At 71.1% G+C, this 14,939-nt stretch carries 12 protein-coding genes; 5 read left to right on the top strand and 7 right to left on the bottom strand.

Annotated elements, in window-relative coordinates:
- Positions 1–11 precede the first annotated feature (11 nt).
- Positions 12–1,070, top strand: coding sequence for an App1 family protein (locus AC1DCT_RS01175; RefSeq protein WP_477427059.1), 1,059 nt, complete (start codon positions 12–14; stop codon positions 1,068–1,070).
- Positions 1,067–2,008 (top strand): 3-methyladenine DNA glycosylase, encoded by a 942-nt coding sequence (locus AC1DCT_RS01170; RefSeq protein ID WP_477427057.1) that lies wholly within the window; start codon positions 1,067–1,069, stop codon positions 2,006–2,008. The genes AC1DCT_RS01175 and AC1DCT_RS01170 overlap by 4 nt, the downstream gene beginning before the upstream one ends.
- Positions 2,009–2,162: 154 nt before the next feature.
- On the opposite strand, the gene AC1DCT_RS01165 is transcribed toward AC1DCT_RS01170, so the two are convergent.
- The gene (locus tag AC1DCT_RS01165; protein WP_477427055.1) at positions 2,163–3,374 is read right to left on the bottom strand and encodes a glycoside hydrolase family 3 N-terminal domain-containing protein; all 1,212 of its coding nucleotides are present in this window, start codon (positions 3,372–3,374) and stop codon (positions 2,163–2,165) included.
- A gap of 70 nt (positions 3,375–3,444) precedes the next feature.
- On the opposite strand from AC1DCT_RS01165, the gene AC1DCT_RS01160 reads away from it, so the two are divergent.
- A complete protein-coding gene (locus AC1DCT_RS01160) occupies positions 3,445–4,728 on the top strand; it encodes a threonine/serine exporter family protein (protein WP_477427053.1) in 1,284 nt (427 codons plus the stop codon).
- Positions 4,729–4,854: 126 nt separating this feature from the next.
- On the opposite strand, the gene AC1DCT_RS01155 is transcribed toward AC1DCT_RS01160, so the two are convergent.
- Positions 4,855–5,928: an NAD(P)-binding domain-containing protein gene (locus AC1DCT_RS01155; RefSeq protein WP_477427051.1), complete on the bottom strand. Its 1,074-nt coding sequence runs from the start codon at positions 5,926–5,928 to the stop codon at positions 4,855–4,857.
- Between the two features lie 169 nt (positions 5,929–6,097).
- On the opposite strand from AC1DCT_RS01155, the gene AC1DCT_RS01150 reads away from it, so the two are divergent.
- A complete protein-coding gene (locus AC1DCT_RS01150; protein WP_477427049.1) occupies positions 6,098–6,379 on the top strand; it encodes a hypothetical protein in 282 nt (93 codons plus the stop codon).
- Here AC1DCT_RS01150 and AC1DCT_RS01145 read toward each other — a convergent pair.
- On the bottom strand, positions 6,376–7,884 hold the full coding sequence (locus AC1DCT_RS01145; protein ID WP_477427047.1) for an RNA polymerase sigma factor: 1,509 nt from the start codon (positions 7,882–7,884) through the stop codon (positions 6,376–6,378). The two genes, AC1DCT_RS01150 and AC1DCT_RS01145, sit on opposite strands and share 4 nt — an antisense overlap.
- 139 nt (positions 7,885–8,023) lie before the next feature.
- Entirely contained in the window at positions 8,024–9,040 is a 1,017-nt protein-coding gene (locus tag AC1DCT_RS01140) for a helix-turn-helix domain-containing protein (RefSeq protein WP_477427045.1), read from the bottom strand.
- A gap of 85 nt (positions 9,041–9,125) precedes the next feature.
- On the opposite strand from AC1DCT_RS01140, the gene AC1DCT_RS01135 reads away from it, so the two are divergent.
- Positions 9,126–9,356 (top strand): hypothetical protein, encoded by a 231-nt coding sequence (locus AC1DCT_RS01135; protein WP_477229216.1) that lies wholly within the window; start codon positions 9,126–9,128, stop codon positions 9,354–9,356.
- A gap of 48 nt (positions 9,357–9,404) precedes the next feature.
- Here the strand turns inward: AC1DCT_RS01135 and AC1DCT_RS01130 are convergent, their stop codons facing one another.
- The 3 genes from AC1DCT_RS01130 to AC1DCT_RS01120 are packed head-to-tail and all read right to left on the bottom strand — an operon-like array spanning position 9,405 to position 14,937.
- On the bottom strand, positions 9,405–12,761 hold the full coding sequence (locus tag AC1DCT_RS01130) for an ATP-binding protein (protein ID WP_477427043.1): 3,357 nt from the start codon (positions 12,759–12,761) through the stop codon (positions 9,405–9,407).
- Positions 12,758–13,474: a DUF4194 domain-containing protein gene (locus tag AC1DCT_RS01125; RefSeq protein WP_477427041.1), complete on the bottom strand. Its 717-nt coding sequence runs from the start codon at positions 13,472–13,474 to the stop codon at positions 12,758–12,760. Before AC1DCT_RS01125 ends, AC1DCT_RS01130 begins: the two co-directional genes overlap by 4 nt.
- Complete coding sequence (locus AC1DCT_RS01120; protein WP_477427039.1) at positions 13,471–14,937, bottom strand: DUF3375 domain-containing protein; 1,467 nt, start codon at positions 14,935–14,937, stop codon at positions 13,471–13,473. The genes AC1DCT_RS01125 and AC1DCT_RS01120 overlap by 4 nt, the downstream gene beginning before the upstream one ends.
- Positions 14,938–14,939: the final 2 nt, after the last annotated feature.

The following is a 14,939-nucleotide window of genomic DNA, read 5'->3' as shown; positions in this document are numbered from 1 at the left end:
CTAGACGCGCTATGCCCTCGCCCTCATCACGACCGGTGCGGATCCACTGGTTCGCCCGCCTGGAGCACCGCTTCCACGCGTGGCGCGAACGGCGCGCCCGCAAGCGCGGCCGCACCGCCACGGTGGTGCCGTTCCCGGGCTACGGCGGACCCGGCTGGATCCGGGTGGTCGGCCGAGTGCTGATCCTGCCGAAGACGCGTGGGCGCGGCAAGGACGCGAGCGTGCGCGGCTGGCGCAGCTTCGTGGGCATTCCGGTGAGCTTCGCCACTGTCACGATCACCGTGGCGGGACGCACGCACGAGGTCGCGGCCGATCGCGGCGGGGTCATCGACTGCCGGATCGAGGCTGACCTGCCCAGCGGGTGGCAGCAGGTGACGATGTCAGTCGAAGGGCAGGAAGCGACCCCCGCACGGATCTTCGTCGTCGCAGAGGACGTGAGATTCGGCGTGGTTTCCGACGTCGACGACACGGTCATGGTCACCGCCCTGCCGCGTCCGCTGATCGCGGCGTGGAACTCCTTCGTGGTCGACGAGCACGCCCGCACCCCGGTCCCCGGCATGGCGGTGCTGCTCGAACGGCTCATGCGGGACAACCCCGGCTCGCCGATGATCTACCTCTCCACGGGCGCCTGGAACGTGGCGCCGACGCTGAACCGCTTCCTCTCCCGGCATCTGTTCCCGGCCGGATCCATGCTGCTCACCGACTGGGGCCCCACCCACGAGCGCTGGTTCCGCAGCGGGCGCGAGCACAAGCTGCAGAACCTCGGGCGACTCGCCGAGGAGTTCCCGCACATGCGCTGGCTGCTGATCGGCGACGACGGGCAGCACGACGAGGCGATCTACGGGCAGTTCCTCGTCGACCACCCCGAGAACGTCGCCGCGGTCGCGATCCGTCGGCTGCTTCCGGCCGAAGGCGTGCTCGCCGGCCGCCGCGCCGCGGCTCGCGCCGACGGTGACGCGGCCGATGCCGAGGCGCGCGACGAGGACCTCGCCCCCTGGGTGAGCGCGGAGGACGGCGCCGGGATCCTCGACGAGCTCATCGACGTCGGCGTCGTGCATTCCGAGTCATGAGCCGCGCCGCCGGGACACCGGCCCTTGCTCCCCCGACTTCGGTTCCCCCGACTTCGGAGAGCGCGATCGCCGCCACGGTCGTGCGCGCCCGTCTCGACCGCGGGACCTGGTCCGCCCGCGCCGATGCCCATGCCGAGCGCGCCGACGCGCTGACGGCGGAGCACCGCGCCCGCCAGGCGCGCCGCGAGAAGCACCCGGTCCATGACTTCCTGTTCACGTATTACGGCTACAAGCCGGGACAGCTGCGCCGGTGGCACCCCGGGGCGGGCGTCGTGCTGGGGGATGCCTCCGAGCGTGCGGAGTGGCGCTGGTACTCCCCCGCACCGGCGACGGTTCCCGGATCCGCGGTCATGCCGGACGCGGCGGCCTTCGCCGCGGAGAAGCCTGAGCTCGCGCGTCTCGTGCACGCGATGCTCGCGCGTACCGCCGCCCGTGCCGGCCAGTTCGGCTGCTTCGGCCTGCACGAATGGGCAATGGTCTATCGCACGCCGGAGCACCGGCATGAGGTGCCGCTGCGTCTGGGCCAGGCCGGCACCGATGCGGTTGTGGAGCAGGGCGAACTGCGCTGCACGCACATCGACGCGTACCGGTTCTTCACGCCGGGGGCGGTGCCGCGCAACCGGCTCGCCCCGACCCGCGAGACACAGCCGCTCCTCGAGCAGCCCGGATGCCTTCATGCGGGCATGGACGTCTACAAGTGGGCCATGAAGCTCGGACCGCTCGTGGAGGGCGAGATCCTGCTGGACGCGTTCGAGCTGGCCCGCGACATCCGGATCCTGGACATGGAGGCCGCCCCGTACGACCTGAGCGACTGGGGCGTCGAGCCGGTGCGGATCGAGACGGCGGAGGGCAAGGCCGAGTACGTGCGCCGGCAGCGCGAGTTCGCCGAGCGCGGCAACACTCTGCGCGCACGGATCCTCGAGGCTTGGCTGGGCTGACGCCTTCCCGCTCAGCTCCTTCACCCGCACCCCCGCAGGAGTGCTCCCTCGGTCTTCTCCCCTGCTCACTTGTCGCGAATTGTCGTTCTCCTCGACGCTGAGCCGCAATCTGCGACCAGTGAGCGAGGTGCACTCGGCCCCGGCGTGCCGTCGCTCAACGCCCCCTGCTGCGATCCGCGATGTCGAGCCGGAGGGCGACCACCCGGGAGGCGGCCTCGCTGAGGCGCTCGGTGGGGAGTGCGCCGCTGCGCACGGCCGCAACCAGCCCGTCTGCGATCTTCTGCGCGGTGTCCGGCCCCGCGCCGTCGAGCGCCAGCACGAGATCGCTCCCGGCCGCGACCGACTGCACGGCGTCGGCCACCTCATCGGCATAGGCGGGCTCACCGGAGTCGACCAGCATGTCGAGGTCGTCGGTGACGATGACACCCCGGAAGCCGAGGTCATCGCGCAGGATCTGATGCCAGCGTGGCGACAAGGATGCGGGCTGTGCATCGACGGCGGTGTACGCGAGATGCCCCATCATGACGATCGGCGCACCGGCCCTGATTCCGGAGAGGAACGGCGGCGCGACCTGTGCCCGCCACGTCGCCAGGTCCATCCCGGTGCTCGGGATCATGTGGTGCGAGTCCCCTTCGGCGGCGCCGTGCCCGGGGAAGTGCTTGAGCGTGGCCGAGACCCAGGGCGCCTGCCCGCGCACGGCGGCGTCGACCCGTTCGGCGGCCGCGGCCGGGTCCGTCCCGAACGAACGGGCGTAGATGAACGACTCCGGCGACTGCGCAACATCCGCGACCACGCCGAAGTTGACCGTCACCCCCGATTGCGCAAGCAGCGTCCCGCGCTGGGCGAAGGCGACCCTGGTGGCGTCCGCGGGTTGTGCCTTGAGCACGTCCGCGCCCGGCTGTTCGTCCCAGGGCAGCCGCACGACGTCGCCGCCCTCCTCGTCCGTGGCGATCAACGGCGGCAGCCCCGGATCGACCGTGAGCGCCGCGGTCATCGCGTGCAGCTCGTCGGGAGTGGCGGGCATGTTGGAGCCCATCAGGATGAACCCGCTGAAGCCGCCGCCCATCATCGCTCGCATCGGAGCCGGATCCGTGCCCGGCACGTTCCCCATCACCACACAGGCCGCCTGCTGAGCGAGATCCATCCGGCTCAGGATCTCCTGGGCTCGGGATCGATTGTCAGCCGAGGACGACGGTGCGGGAGTCGCGGCCGACGCGGCCGAGGTGGTCGGGGCGGCGGGTCGGTGCGAGGAGCCACCGGGCGCGCACGCCACGCCGGCGAGCAGCGTCGAGAGCAGCAGGAGCACGACACCCCCGCGTCGGCGGGCCGGGTGCGGCTCGTGTGCTCGGGTCGAGGACAACCGCATGCCTCCAGACTAGGCCGCCCCTCTGAGCGCCTTCGTCGTGCGGGCGGCGCAGGTCCTACGATTTCAGGTGATGTCAGACCCGATCTCCCCCGACGTCGCACTCGGCGATCTCGGCGCGCTGCTGCTGGACACCGGCGTGTCCGTGACCGATGTGCGCGGCACGCTCGAACGCGCCCGCGACGCGACCGCACCCGGTACCGACCTGGCATTCGCCGTCCTCCCCGAGCATGTCTTCGTCAGTCGCCCCGGAGTTCCGGGTGCCACGACGATCTCGGCCGGCGGAGGACCCGTGCTGACGTTCCGCCAGACTGCGCACGCCTCACGCCTCGCGCGGCGGCTGGAGGCGGGTCGCGTCACGCTGGACCAGGTGCCGGCGCACATCGCGCACATCCGCGGCCTGGAACGCCGCCACCCGGTGCTGCAGACGACGCTCGGCGGTGGGCTGCTGGCGGCGGGGCTCGCCGTGCTGTTCCGCTGCCCGTGGTGGGCGGTCGTGCTGGCCCTGCTCGTCGGCGGGCTGGTCGCGGCGATCGTGATGGCGACGGAGCGCATCCGGGCGGCGGCGGCCGTGGTGCCCTTCGTCGCCTCGCTCATCTCCACCCTCGTCGTCGGCGTGGTCGCCGATCGGCTCGACTTCGGCGCGGTGCCGCTGTTCGCGGTGTGCGCGCCGGTGGCCCTGCTCGTGCCCGGCGCTCTCATCACGAACGCGCTGCTCGAGCTCACCGCGGCGGACATCGTCACCGGGGCATCCCGCCTGGTGTACGGCCTGATCATGCTCACGTTCATGGCCGCAGGGATCTTCACGGGCGCCGCGGCGACCGGGCTCAGGGTGGACCCGCGCTCCGCCGCCCTCGTCGGCGAGACGTCGCTGGTCACCGGGCACGGAGGCTGGGAGGCCGTCCCACCGCTCGCCTGGAGCTGGGTCGGCGTGGTGGTGCTCGCGATCGGGATCGGGCTGAGCTTCGGATCTGGATTCCGCCTCACGATCGCCACCGTGATCGTGATGATCTGCACCTACGCAGCGCTCATGCTGCTGAGCCCGTTCACGGGAAGCACGATCGCCACGGGGATCACCGCCGGGCTGCTGTTCCTCGCCGCGCGCGTGCTGGAGCGGATGACGCTGGCGGTTCCCGCGACGGTCTCGTTCCAGCCGGCGTTCCTGCTGCTGGTCCCCGGCACGGTCGGGCTCGTGGCCCTCGCATCGTTCGATGCCGCGGCGCTCGCCGCCGCGCCGATGATCTTCATCAGCCTGTGCATCGGGACCAAGGTCGGCGCGCTGCTCGCCGACGTGCTGCGGATCACACGCCCGGTCTCCGCGACCACCATGACCGGATCGATCCGCATTATCCGCTGATCGCCTCGAGGCTCACTGGTCGCTCCCTTGAGGCCCACTGGTCGCAAAGTGCGGTTCTGCCGGGTTCTATGCCGCAATTCGCGACCGCTGAGCGGATCCGGGATCCCCGTCCGGATTCGCGACGCGTCAGGGAACCGGGACCTGCTCCGCTCGCGCTCGCGCGAGATACCGCTGCACGCCTCGTGCCGCGGTCCGGCCCGCGCGGTTCGCGCCGATGGTGCTGGCGGAGGGTCCGTAACCCACGAGCTGGATCCGCGAGTCCTTCACCGCTGTCGTGCCCCGCCCGTTGCGATCGAGCTGAATACCGCCGCGCTCGCTGCGCAGATGCAGCGGGACGAGGTGGCCGATCGCGGGCCGGAACCCGGTGGCCCACAGGATCACGTCCACAGGTTCGAACGAACCGTCCGCCCAGCGCACGCCGTCCGGCTCGACGCGCTCGAACATGGGCCGGCGCGCGTCGTAGACGCCGAGCCGCGCCGCCGCCTGCTCCTGCGGTCGCAGCATGAGGCCGGTCACGCTGACCACGCTCTGCGGAGCCAGCCCCTGCGCGACACGCTGCTCGACGAGCGCCACCGCGGCAGCTCCCGCCTCGGGAGTGAAGTCGTCGGTGCGCCACACCGGAGGGCGACGTGTGGCCCACAGCACGTCGGTGATCGGGGCGAGGGCCCCCAGGAACTGCACGGCCGAGGCTCCGCCTCCGACCACGAGTACCCGCTTTCCGCGGAAATGCTCCGGCCCCGGGTAGTCGACGGTGTGCAACTGCTCGCCGAGGAACGTCTCCATGCCCGGGTAGTGCGGCAGGAACGGCTGCGTCCAGGTGCCTGTGGCGTTGACGAGGGTGCGCGAGCGCCAGGCGCGGTCGCCGGCGTGCACCACGAGGATCCCGTCCTCGTCCGTCACGCGCTCGACGTGCACCGGCCGGATCACCGGCAGATCATGGGCGCGCTCGTACGCGGCGAAGTACGAAGGTACCGCGAGGTTCGCCTGCTCGCTCGTGCGCCGAGGCGGAACGGATCCGGGAAGCTCGGCCACGCCGTGCACGTCCTGCATCGTGAGAGCGTCCCAGCGGTGCTGCCAGGCCCCGCCCGCCGCCTCGTCCGCGTCCAGGACCACGTGCTCGATGCCGAGCCGACGCAGGTGGTGAGAGCTCGACAGGCCGGCCTGACCGGCGCCGATCACGATGCTGTCGAGGATGTCCACGGCGTGTGCAACGTCCTGAGCGCTTCCGCTGTTCCCTGCGCCGATCCTCCGACTTCACCGGGATCCTCGCCGGGACGCGTCACTTTCCGCGCGCGGCGGACTCTCTTGGTCGATGGCCCGTTCGGGCCCGAAGGTGGGCTCCCGCGGGCCGACCACGAGGGAGGATGACATGCGCAACCCCGAGACGCCGGCTGACGGATCCGAGCCGGAACCGGATGGATCGGTCGAACCGGGTGGATCGGTCGAACCGGTCGAGCGGACGATCGACCAGAGGCCGGTGCGACTCGGCGCTGCGTGGGATCTGGCCGTCATCATGGCGGCCGCGGCTGCCGACGACATGGCCGAGGCTGCGGCAGCGAGTCCGATGCCGTCCTGCACGAGGAGCGGCCCTCGCGCCGCCGAGCATCCCCACACGATGGCTCGCAGGGCGATCGGCTCGGTCCGCGCCTAGGGAAGCACCACGCTCAGTCCGAGCGAGAGCCCGCTCCAGGCGTCCGCCGATGCCGACGCCGTTGCCGTTGCCGTTGCCGTTGCCGAGAACTCGCCACCACCCGCGCTGATCGGCAGCACGACGATGCCCACCCCGACCGCAGCGGTCGTCGCAGTGGGGGCAGTCGCGTCGGACGTCGTGGCCACGTCCGTCGTCGCAGTCGCGTCGAACGCGGCGGACATGTCGGCTGCGGCGGCCGGCTCGGCCGTCGCAGTCACGGCGGGTTCGTCCGTTCCGGACGAGAACTCCACGGCGCAGGCGGCCGCGACCGTCGTCGGCGCCACCTCGGCGGACACCGTCCCGGCGACCCGCACCCCCGCGCCCGGCAGCTCCGCGATCGGGGGGCTCGGCGCCACAGCTGCAGGCGGCGTCACCGGTACGGGGATCGGAGACGGCGCGGGGGCCGGACCCGGGCCGGGATCCTGCGGGACGTCGACGGAAGCCGGGGGCGTGTCGACGGCGGGGACGGCGCGCATCGCCTGCGCAGGCGCGGGTGGTGCGGGCGAGGCCGTGAGCGCGGGCTCGGGACTGCTCTGGGCGTCGACCGGCGGTGCGACCGGTGGCGCCGCAGTGATGAGCGCCGTCAGCACGAGGCTCCCGACGGTGGCCGCGCTGACGCCCCCGCCGACGATCCATGCGAGCAGGCCCGCCCCGGCGGCCGTCGTGGTGGCGGCCGAGGCGGCCGTCCCGCCGCTGAGCGACGCAGTGATCGGCAGTCCAGCGCCGGCTGCACCCACCAGGACTGCGGCCAGCGCCCCGCCCTGCGCTCGCGCGACGGACGAGCGCATGCCGACGAGCAGGTCTTCGCAGAGGACGCAGGTGATCAGGTGCGCGGCGACCTCCGCGGCGAGGGCCGCGTTCCGGGGCTGCGCCACATGCCGCGGGAGCAGCCGGGCGACGTGCGCGTCGTCGCCGCGCAGCGACACCGGAACCTGCTGCAGCAGCCATTGGTGCTTCATCCCCGCGCGGGCGCGACGCTGCAGCGCAGACACCGCGTTCGGTTTGATCCCCAGCGCGCGGGCGATCTCGGGGCGGCGCGCCCGGTCGACCTCGGAGAGCCAGAGCACGCGCTGCCAGCGATCAGGAAGGGCGCCGAACGCGGCGAGCACTTCCGCGGAGTCGGACTCGCGCTCGACGTGGCGGAGACCATCCCGCGGGTCCGCCTCGTCGAGGTCCTCCGCGTCGAGCACGCGAGCGGCGTCTCTGCGCCACCGGATGGACGTGTTGCGGATCACCGACCGCAGGTACAGCCGGAACGCGAATTCCGGACCCTTCTGACTGGTTCGCACCTGCTGGTAGATCGCGAGGAAGGACTCCGACACGAGGTCCTCCGCCCGGGACGGATACAGGTGCCCGGCGTAGCGCAGAGCCGCGTCGAAATGCCGCTGCCACAGCACCTCGTAAGCGCCGCCGTCGCCGTCCCGCACCGCACGAAGCAGCTCCGCATCGCTGCGAACCTCGTGCATGGGTTCCTCCCGAAGACGTGCGGACCGACTTCAGTCTGTCATCCCGTCGCCGGATCCTCGTCTTGGTGCTCGTGCGCGTGGCGCGCTCAGGCTCGCTCTGTTGACGTGCCGGCTGTCCGGCGGGACCAGCGGGCCGACTCTAGCCGAGGGACAGCAATTCGCGTCCGGCTCGCTCACCGGCGGCCTCGGCATCGGGCGCATCGCAGGCGAAGGTGCGGCGGTAGGCCGTCGGCGCGATCCCGACCTCACGCGTGAAGTGATGCCGGAACAGCGTCGCGCTGCCGAACCCGCAGCTCGCGGCGATCTCCTCGATCGACGCATCGCTCGTCTCGAGGACCAGCCGGGCGTGCAGCACGCGCTGAGAGATCAGCCACTGCATGGGCGTGACGCCGGTCTCTGCCACGAACCTCCGCGCGAACGTGCGGGTGGACATGTGGGCGCGCTGTGCGAGCGACGCCACAGAGTGCTGCTCGGCGAGCCGGGCGTTCATGAAGGCGAGGACGTCGACCAGTGCACCGCACTCCGCTTCCGGCACCGGCCGGCTGATGTACTGCCGCTGCCCGCCGTCGCGCTGCGGCGGCACGACCATGTTGCGGGCGATCACGTTCGCGATCCCGCTGCCGAGCTCGCGTCGCACCAGGTGCAGGCTCGCGTCGATGCCCGCCGCAGTGCCCGCGCTCGTGATCAGATCGCCGTCATCCACGAAGAGCACATCGGGATCGATGCGGGCACTGGGATAGCGGCGCTGCAGCTCCTCCGCATATCGCCAGTGCGTCGTGCACGGCCGCCCGTCGAGCAGCCCCGCGGCACCCAGCAGGAAAGCCCCGGAGCACGCGCTCAGCAGGATGGCGCCGCGTGCCGACGCCCGGCGGAGCGCGTCGAGCAGTTCGACCGGATACTCCTCCTCCGGGCGCACCCGGACCGCGGGCACCGCGATCACGTCCGCGTGCTCCATCGCCTCGAGTCCGTGTTCCGGGATGACCTGGGCGCCGACCTGCGTACTCACGGGCCGCCCGGCCTCGAGCCCGCACACGCGGAAGTCGAAGGCCGGCACGTCCGAATAGACGCTGCGGTCGAGCCCGAACACCTCGGTGAGGAGGCCGAACTCGAACACGGCGAGGCCGTCGATCACGGGGAGAGTGACGCTGTGCAGCATGGGGCGATTGTACTGGCTGGATCTTTATGGCGAAAGTCTTTCCGCCATCTGGTGGCAGGATTCGGGCGGTCATAGCTTTAGAGCCATGACCGAGACCAGCGCAACCCCCACTACTCTCCGGATCCCGCTGCCCCTCACGGACGGCTCGACGCGCTCCGCGATGGGACCCCCCGCACCGTCGTCGCGCCGTGGTGTGCGCCTCACCCTGCCGGACTGGCTGCCCCGCACGGTTCTTCGCCGCGGCGCAACCCCGACCCGCGAGGACGAGCGCGCCCTGCACGACCTGCGTGCCGCGCAGGACCGCAGCGATTGGTGACGCCGCTGCGGTCCTGGGCCGACACCGTCTGCCCGGAGCGCGAATCGCTCAGCGAGTCTCCGGCATCGCGACCTTGAGCTTCGCCCAGGAGCGGCCCTGGGTGTCCTTCAGGATGTCGTATTCGACGTCGACATGCGGCTCGATCGCGCTGTACTTGTCGTTCGGTGCCCCGATGACCAGCTGGAACCCGAGCCCACGCCACGCGCCGATCGCGCGCTTGGTGAAGTGCGCGTCCGCCTTGATGAGGGCCTCGTCCATGAACACCGGGGCGTACCGCGGGCGTTCAGCCCCGGCATCCCCGAGCTGATACCGCAGAGCCGCGCCGACGATGAACGCGATGAGCTCCTGCGACTCGCCACCGGACTTCTCGCCGATGTGGTCGTAGAGTGCGACATGCGCCTTGGTGTCGGCGGTGACCCGCTCGGCGCTCACCCGCACGTGATTGCGCACGTCGATGAGATCGGCGAAATCCGGCGCCGAGCGCCGCAGGTGCCCGATGAGCCGAGACATCCGGCGATAGGCGTGTTCTCGCTCCTGATCGGTCGAGGCTGCTTCGATGAGCCCGCGCACTTCGCGCAGATCACGACGGAAGCGCTTTCGCGCTTCGGACTGACTCTCGCGGGTGGTGATCTGCAGGCGGTGGTGATCGTCGTAGAACGGCAGGTCCTGCATGATCCGGTTGATCGGCTCGATCCGCTCGCGGATCTCCCGCAGCGCCCGTCCGAGCGTGGAGTCGAGGTTCGTCAGGTCGTTGCCGGACAGGTGCACCAGGCTGTCCCGCCACTCGCTCTCGAGCTGATGCAGACCGCTTGTCTCGAGGGCGGTGAGGATGCTCTCGAAGTCGTCGACATACAGATCCGGATCCGCGAGCAGGTTCGGGTTCTCCCAGCGCTCCAGGAAGCCGGTCATCAGGCGGCGCATGGCCTCGCGCTGCTCGTGATGGGCCTCGAACGCCGCCGTGCGGTCCTCGGTCAGCCGCGCGCCGGCGGTCTGCAGGGCGCCGTCGAAACGCTCCAGCAGCACCGACGGGGCCGCCTTGGCCGATGCGGGCGTGGCGAAACGGGCATCGAGATACTGCGCCTGCTCGGCGTCGACCGCACGACCGGATCCGGCCGCCGCCTCGATGAGGGTCTGCCCGGCATCCACATCGTCGGTGATCTCCCCCCAGCGCTGCTCGACGTGCTGACGTTCCGCGACGGCTGCGCCGATCTCCTCCCGCAGCTGCCCGGCAAGCCGCTTGGCCTTCTCGATCTGCGCACCGATCCCGGCGATGTCCGGGTTCTTCTCGGCGACCTCGGCCTCCACGCCGCGCCAGCGCTCCTGCTCGGCGACCAGTGCGTCGACATCGACCCGATCCCAGATGACGTCCACGACGCGCGCGAAGGCAGCGCGCTCAGCATCGAACCCGTCCAGTGCCGCCTCGGCCGCGGCGACCGCCTCCTCGGCGCGATCGAGGGCCGGCCGCAGCTCGCTCACCGTGTGTTCCAGTTCGCGCAGCCGCGTGCGGTTGGAGAATCCGAGCACGTTCGTGCGGCCATGGCCGCCATGCGCACCCTGATCGCCGCGGGAGATCTGGCCGGCGATGGTGAGCGCCTGCTCATGCTGTACGAGATCTGCCGCGGTGGGCACGCACACGAAGCCGAACCGCTCGGCGAGCCGCACCTGCAGCCAGCCCGTGAACGGGGTGTCGGCGTAATCGAGCCGGCCCGGCAGCCGGTCGTCCGCTCCCCCGCCGCTCGCGCGGAGGCCTGTATGCACGCCGTGGTAGGTGAGCCGGCGCGGTGTGCGCACGCCGTCGATCGCGGTGCGGAACCGGTCGAGGTCGGCGACGTCGAGGAGCACCGTGGTCGCGAAGCCTCCGAGGGCGAGGTTGAACGCCTCCCGCCACGGCTCGTACTCCGTGCGGACCTCGATCAGCTCCCCCACGAACGGCAGCTGGTGCGGCTCGAGCCCGGCAGCCGCGGCGAGCAGCTCGCGCGAGCGGTACAGGTCACCGGGGATGTTTCCCGAGAACCCCGAGGCCTCGTCCAGCGCGCGCTCGCGCTGGACGAACTCGGCTTTCAGCGCGTCCCGCGCGCGCCGTGCATCGGCCCAGGCGTCGCGAGCCCGGCCCTTCGCGCCCACGTCGGAGAGCACCGTACGGGCGCGCGCCACGAGCTTCTCGAACTGCGTCCGGCCGTGCACCTCGGCGCCGAGTGCGCGTGCGTCCTCGTCGAACCTGGCACGGAGTGTCCGCGCCTCGTCGAGGCGACGTTCCACGCCGCGGAGCTCGCGCTGGGCGGTCTCGAGCCTGTCACCGCCGCGTTCGCGCAGCAGGTCGCGCAGTCCGTCGTGCTCGGCCTCCGCCGCCTCCGCCTGCACGCGCTTCTCGCGCACGAGCACATCGAGGGTGCGCGTGCGATCGCGCAGCTCGTCCTCAACATCGCGGAGCAGGTCCATGCGCCGCTCGGCACGCCACAGGGACGCGATCGAGTCCGGATCCTCGAATACGCCGACCTCGTCGATGAGCGCTATCCGCACGGCTGCCGCATCGATGCGGTGACGCAGGTCGCGGATCGGCTCGAGAGCGGCAACCTGCTGCCGTGCGACGAGCATCCGCTGCTTCGTGCTCTCCAGCTCGTCGAAGTGCTGCGTCACGGCGTCCGCGGTGCGCATGGTCTCGGGCTCTTCGAGCACCAGTCGCTTGTACAGGTCGTCGACCGTGGTGATCTGCTGTCCCGCCTGAATACGCGCGAGCAGGCTCATCGCATTCGATCCGGACCCTGCAGCGCCGATGCCCAGCACCGAGTGCAGCCGCGCCGAGAACTCGCGGTCCGTGCCCACCGGCTCCAGGCCTGCGGCGCGCACGGAGGCATCGGTGAGGCGCTGCGCAGCGGCCCGCTCGAGCACGGCCAGGTCGAACGCGGCGTTCGTGGTGGCGCGCACGCGCACCGTGTCCTCGAGCACGCGTGCGCCGGCCGGGATGTACCAGGCGCGCACCGCGGTGAAGCGCGAGCCGTCGTGGTCGAGCCACGTCATCGCGATCGCGGTCCAGGTGTCCTCCCCGTCGCCGCGGAGCACCTGCACCTTCGTGCCCTCCTCGGTGCGCGTTTCGTCGAGCTTGCCGCGACCATAGGACAGCACGTTGCGCTGCTCGTCGCCGCGCGGGCGCCCGGTGACACCGCCGTTCGACGCGCCGTTGAACGGGGTGGTGTGCGGCATCATCAGTGCGATGTACGCGTCCATGAGCGTCGACTTGCCGGATCCGGATCCGCCGCAGAGCAGCGTGGCCGCGGGCGAGAACCGCACGCGGTGGGGTCCGCCGTCGTAGCCGCCCCAGTTCACGAGCTGCAGATCCTCCGCGACCCACTGCTGTCCGCGGGAGGCGGTGGGGATCAGTCCGAAGAGCGTGTCGATCATCGTCATGAGAGGGCGTCCTCCAGGGCTTCCTCGGCGTCCGCGACGACGTCGAACGCGACGCCCTCGGCGCCGGACACACGCGCCGCGGCGGTCTCGCGCAGCCAATCGCGCAGCTCAGTGAGCTTCTCTGCGCTCAGCACGACCTCCACGAGAGGTCCGATCCGATAGCGGCCGGTGGTCTCCTCGCTGATGATCCCGTCGTTCGAGAGTTTGCGCATCGCGTCGCGCACGGCTTTCTGACGGCGCGAGATGTCGCCGTCCGCATCCGTGAAGTAGCTGAGTACCGTCGCCTCGACGTCCTCGATGTCGAGGCGGGGCGCCGCCTCGCCCGATGCGTTCTCGCGCTCGTAGACGGTGCGCAGGTGCACGAGCACGAGGGTCTCGGAGCGCGTGTAGGGCGTGTCCCGCAGCAGGATCGGGATGTCGAGCTCGTCGATGCGGACCTGTTGCTTGTAAGCGAGTCCGCGTGCGTGGTCCACGACCAGCCGGATGTAGATGTCGTTGAGACGCGATTCGATCACGCTCTGGTGGTCCAGAAGAGTGCGCCACTCGGTGCGGTTGCGGTCGGCGAGCAGGAAGCGCCGATGCAGGATCAGCGCGAGAGTGCGCCGCACCTCGGGATCGAGTACTCCGCGGTCGCCCGGGAACAGCTCGGCGAGGTCTTCCTCCATTGCGACGGGCTCGATGAACCCGGAGGCTCCGGTCCGGTCATCGGTCATGATTGCTCTTCCTTCCTCGCCTGCACGGTCACGGATCCGAACGCGAACCGCCGTGCCGTGCCGTCGGGGCGCACGGCTTCCACGATCGAGACACCTTCCCCGTCGGAGAGTCCGTTGCGGTGGGCGATCTCGAGCAGGCCGAGCAGGTCGACCGGGCGGCGGGCACCCTCGCCGATCGCCTGGAACGCCTCCCCCAGATCGAACGCGTCGCCGAGCCCGGCGACGTACTCCTCGAGCTCCGCATAGTGCGGGCCGCCCCAGGCGCGGGTGTCGGCATCGACGAACTCGACTTCCTGGCCCTGCGTCGCCAGGGCCGCCGGCGCTCCTGGCGGGCGGATGTCGCCGAGCGACTGGCGCAGGTGACCGATGCTCGTCACGGGCAGGCGACGCAGCGGATCCACGGGCGTCTCAGGGGTGCGGGTCTGCGTCCACGCCTGCAGGCCGGCGATCACATCGCGCAGCAGTTCGTCGACCTGGCGGTCCCGGGCGGGATCATGCGTGCGCACCTGGCCGGCGATGACGTGTGAGGCACGGCGCTGGGCTGTCAGGACCTCCTGCACGCCGAGTTCCATGCGCCGCCCGATCATGTCGAGTTCCGTTCGCTGGGTGACATCTAGCAGCTGGGCGAACGGGCGCGCGAGCAGCCCGTGCAGCTGATCGGCCAGCGCGTCGATCCGCTCAGGATCGCCGATGAGGCGCAGCGCTCCGGCGAACGCCTGTCCCTCGCGCGTGGACTGCATGACCTGCTGACCACGCAGCAGGTATTCCCGCAGCACCTCGCCGGTCGGACGCTCGTCGCGGCGCAGATCGCGGATGACATCGCGCTGCATGGCCTTGATCGACTCCGCGACGCGGGTGAAGTCCGCGGGCAGACCCCGGGAGAGGTGCAGCACGTTCTCGGCCTCTTCGAGCAGCTCATCGTCGGGGACGGGATCCGCCGAACCGTCCTCGAGCGCCCCGATCCGGGCGTCGAGCTCCGCTCGCTCGGCACGCAGCCGCGCGAGGCGTCGCGCCGGGTCGCCGTCCGCGTCTCCGGCGAGACGCTCCACGGCCTCGAGCAGGGTCCGCACGCGGGAGTTGGAGACGCGCGAGCCGCCGCCCGTGAGATCGGCGATCTCGAGTGCGCGCACGGCATGCGCGGTCAGCCGATAGACCTCGTTGTCACCGTCGATCTGCTGACCGAGCCAACCGACCTTGACCCAGTACCGGCAGACTTCTCGCCCCGACGTGGCGGGCAGCCGCCGGTCGTCGCCCTCGTAGCCCGCTGCACGCAGTTGGTCCAGCATCTCGCCGACCTCGACATGCGCGTCGGCGACGGCCACGGTCGGACGATCGGCGGAGAACATCTGGCTCAGCACCGCGACCACGAAGGGCGCATACCGGCCGTGCAGCAGATCGAGCGTCGGCGTCTTGAACGCCGCGAGCGCGCGCAGATAGGCGCCCTCTGCTCTGGATCCCGTCACGA

It is taken from the genome of Microbacterium sp. 10L49, from assembly GCF_056395125.1.
The sequence above is the reverse complement of the archived record's forward strand: the minus strand, read 5'-3'. Positions and strand labels throughout refer to the sequence as shown.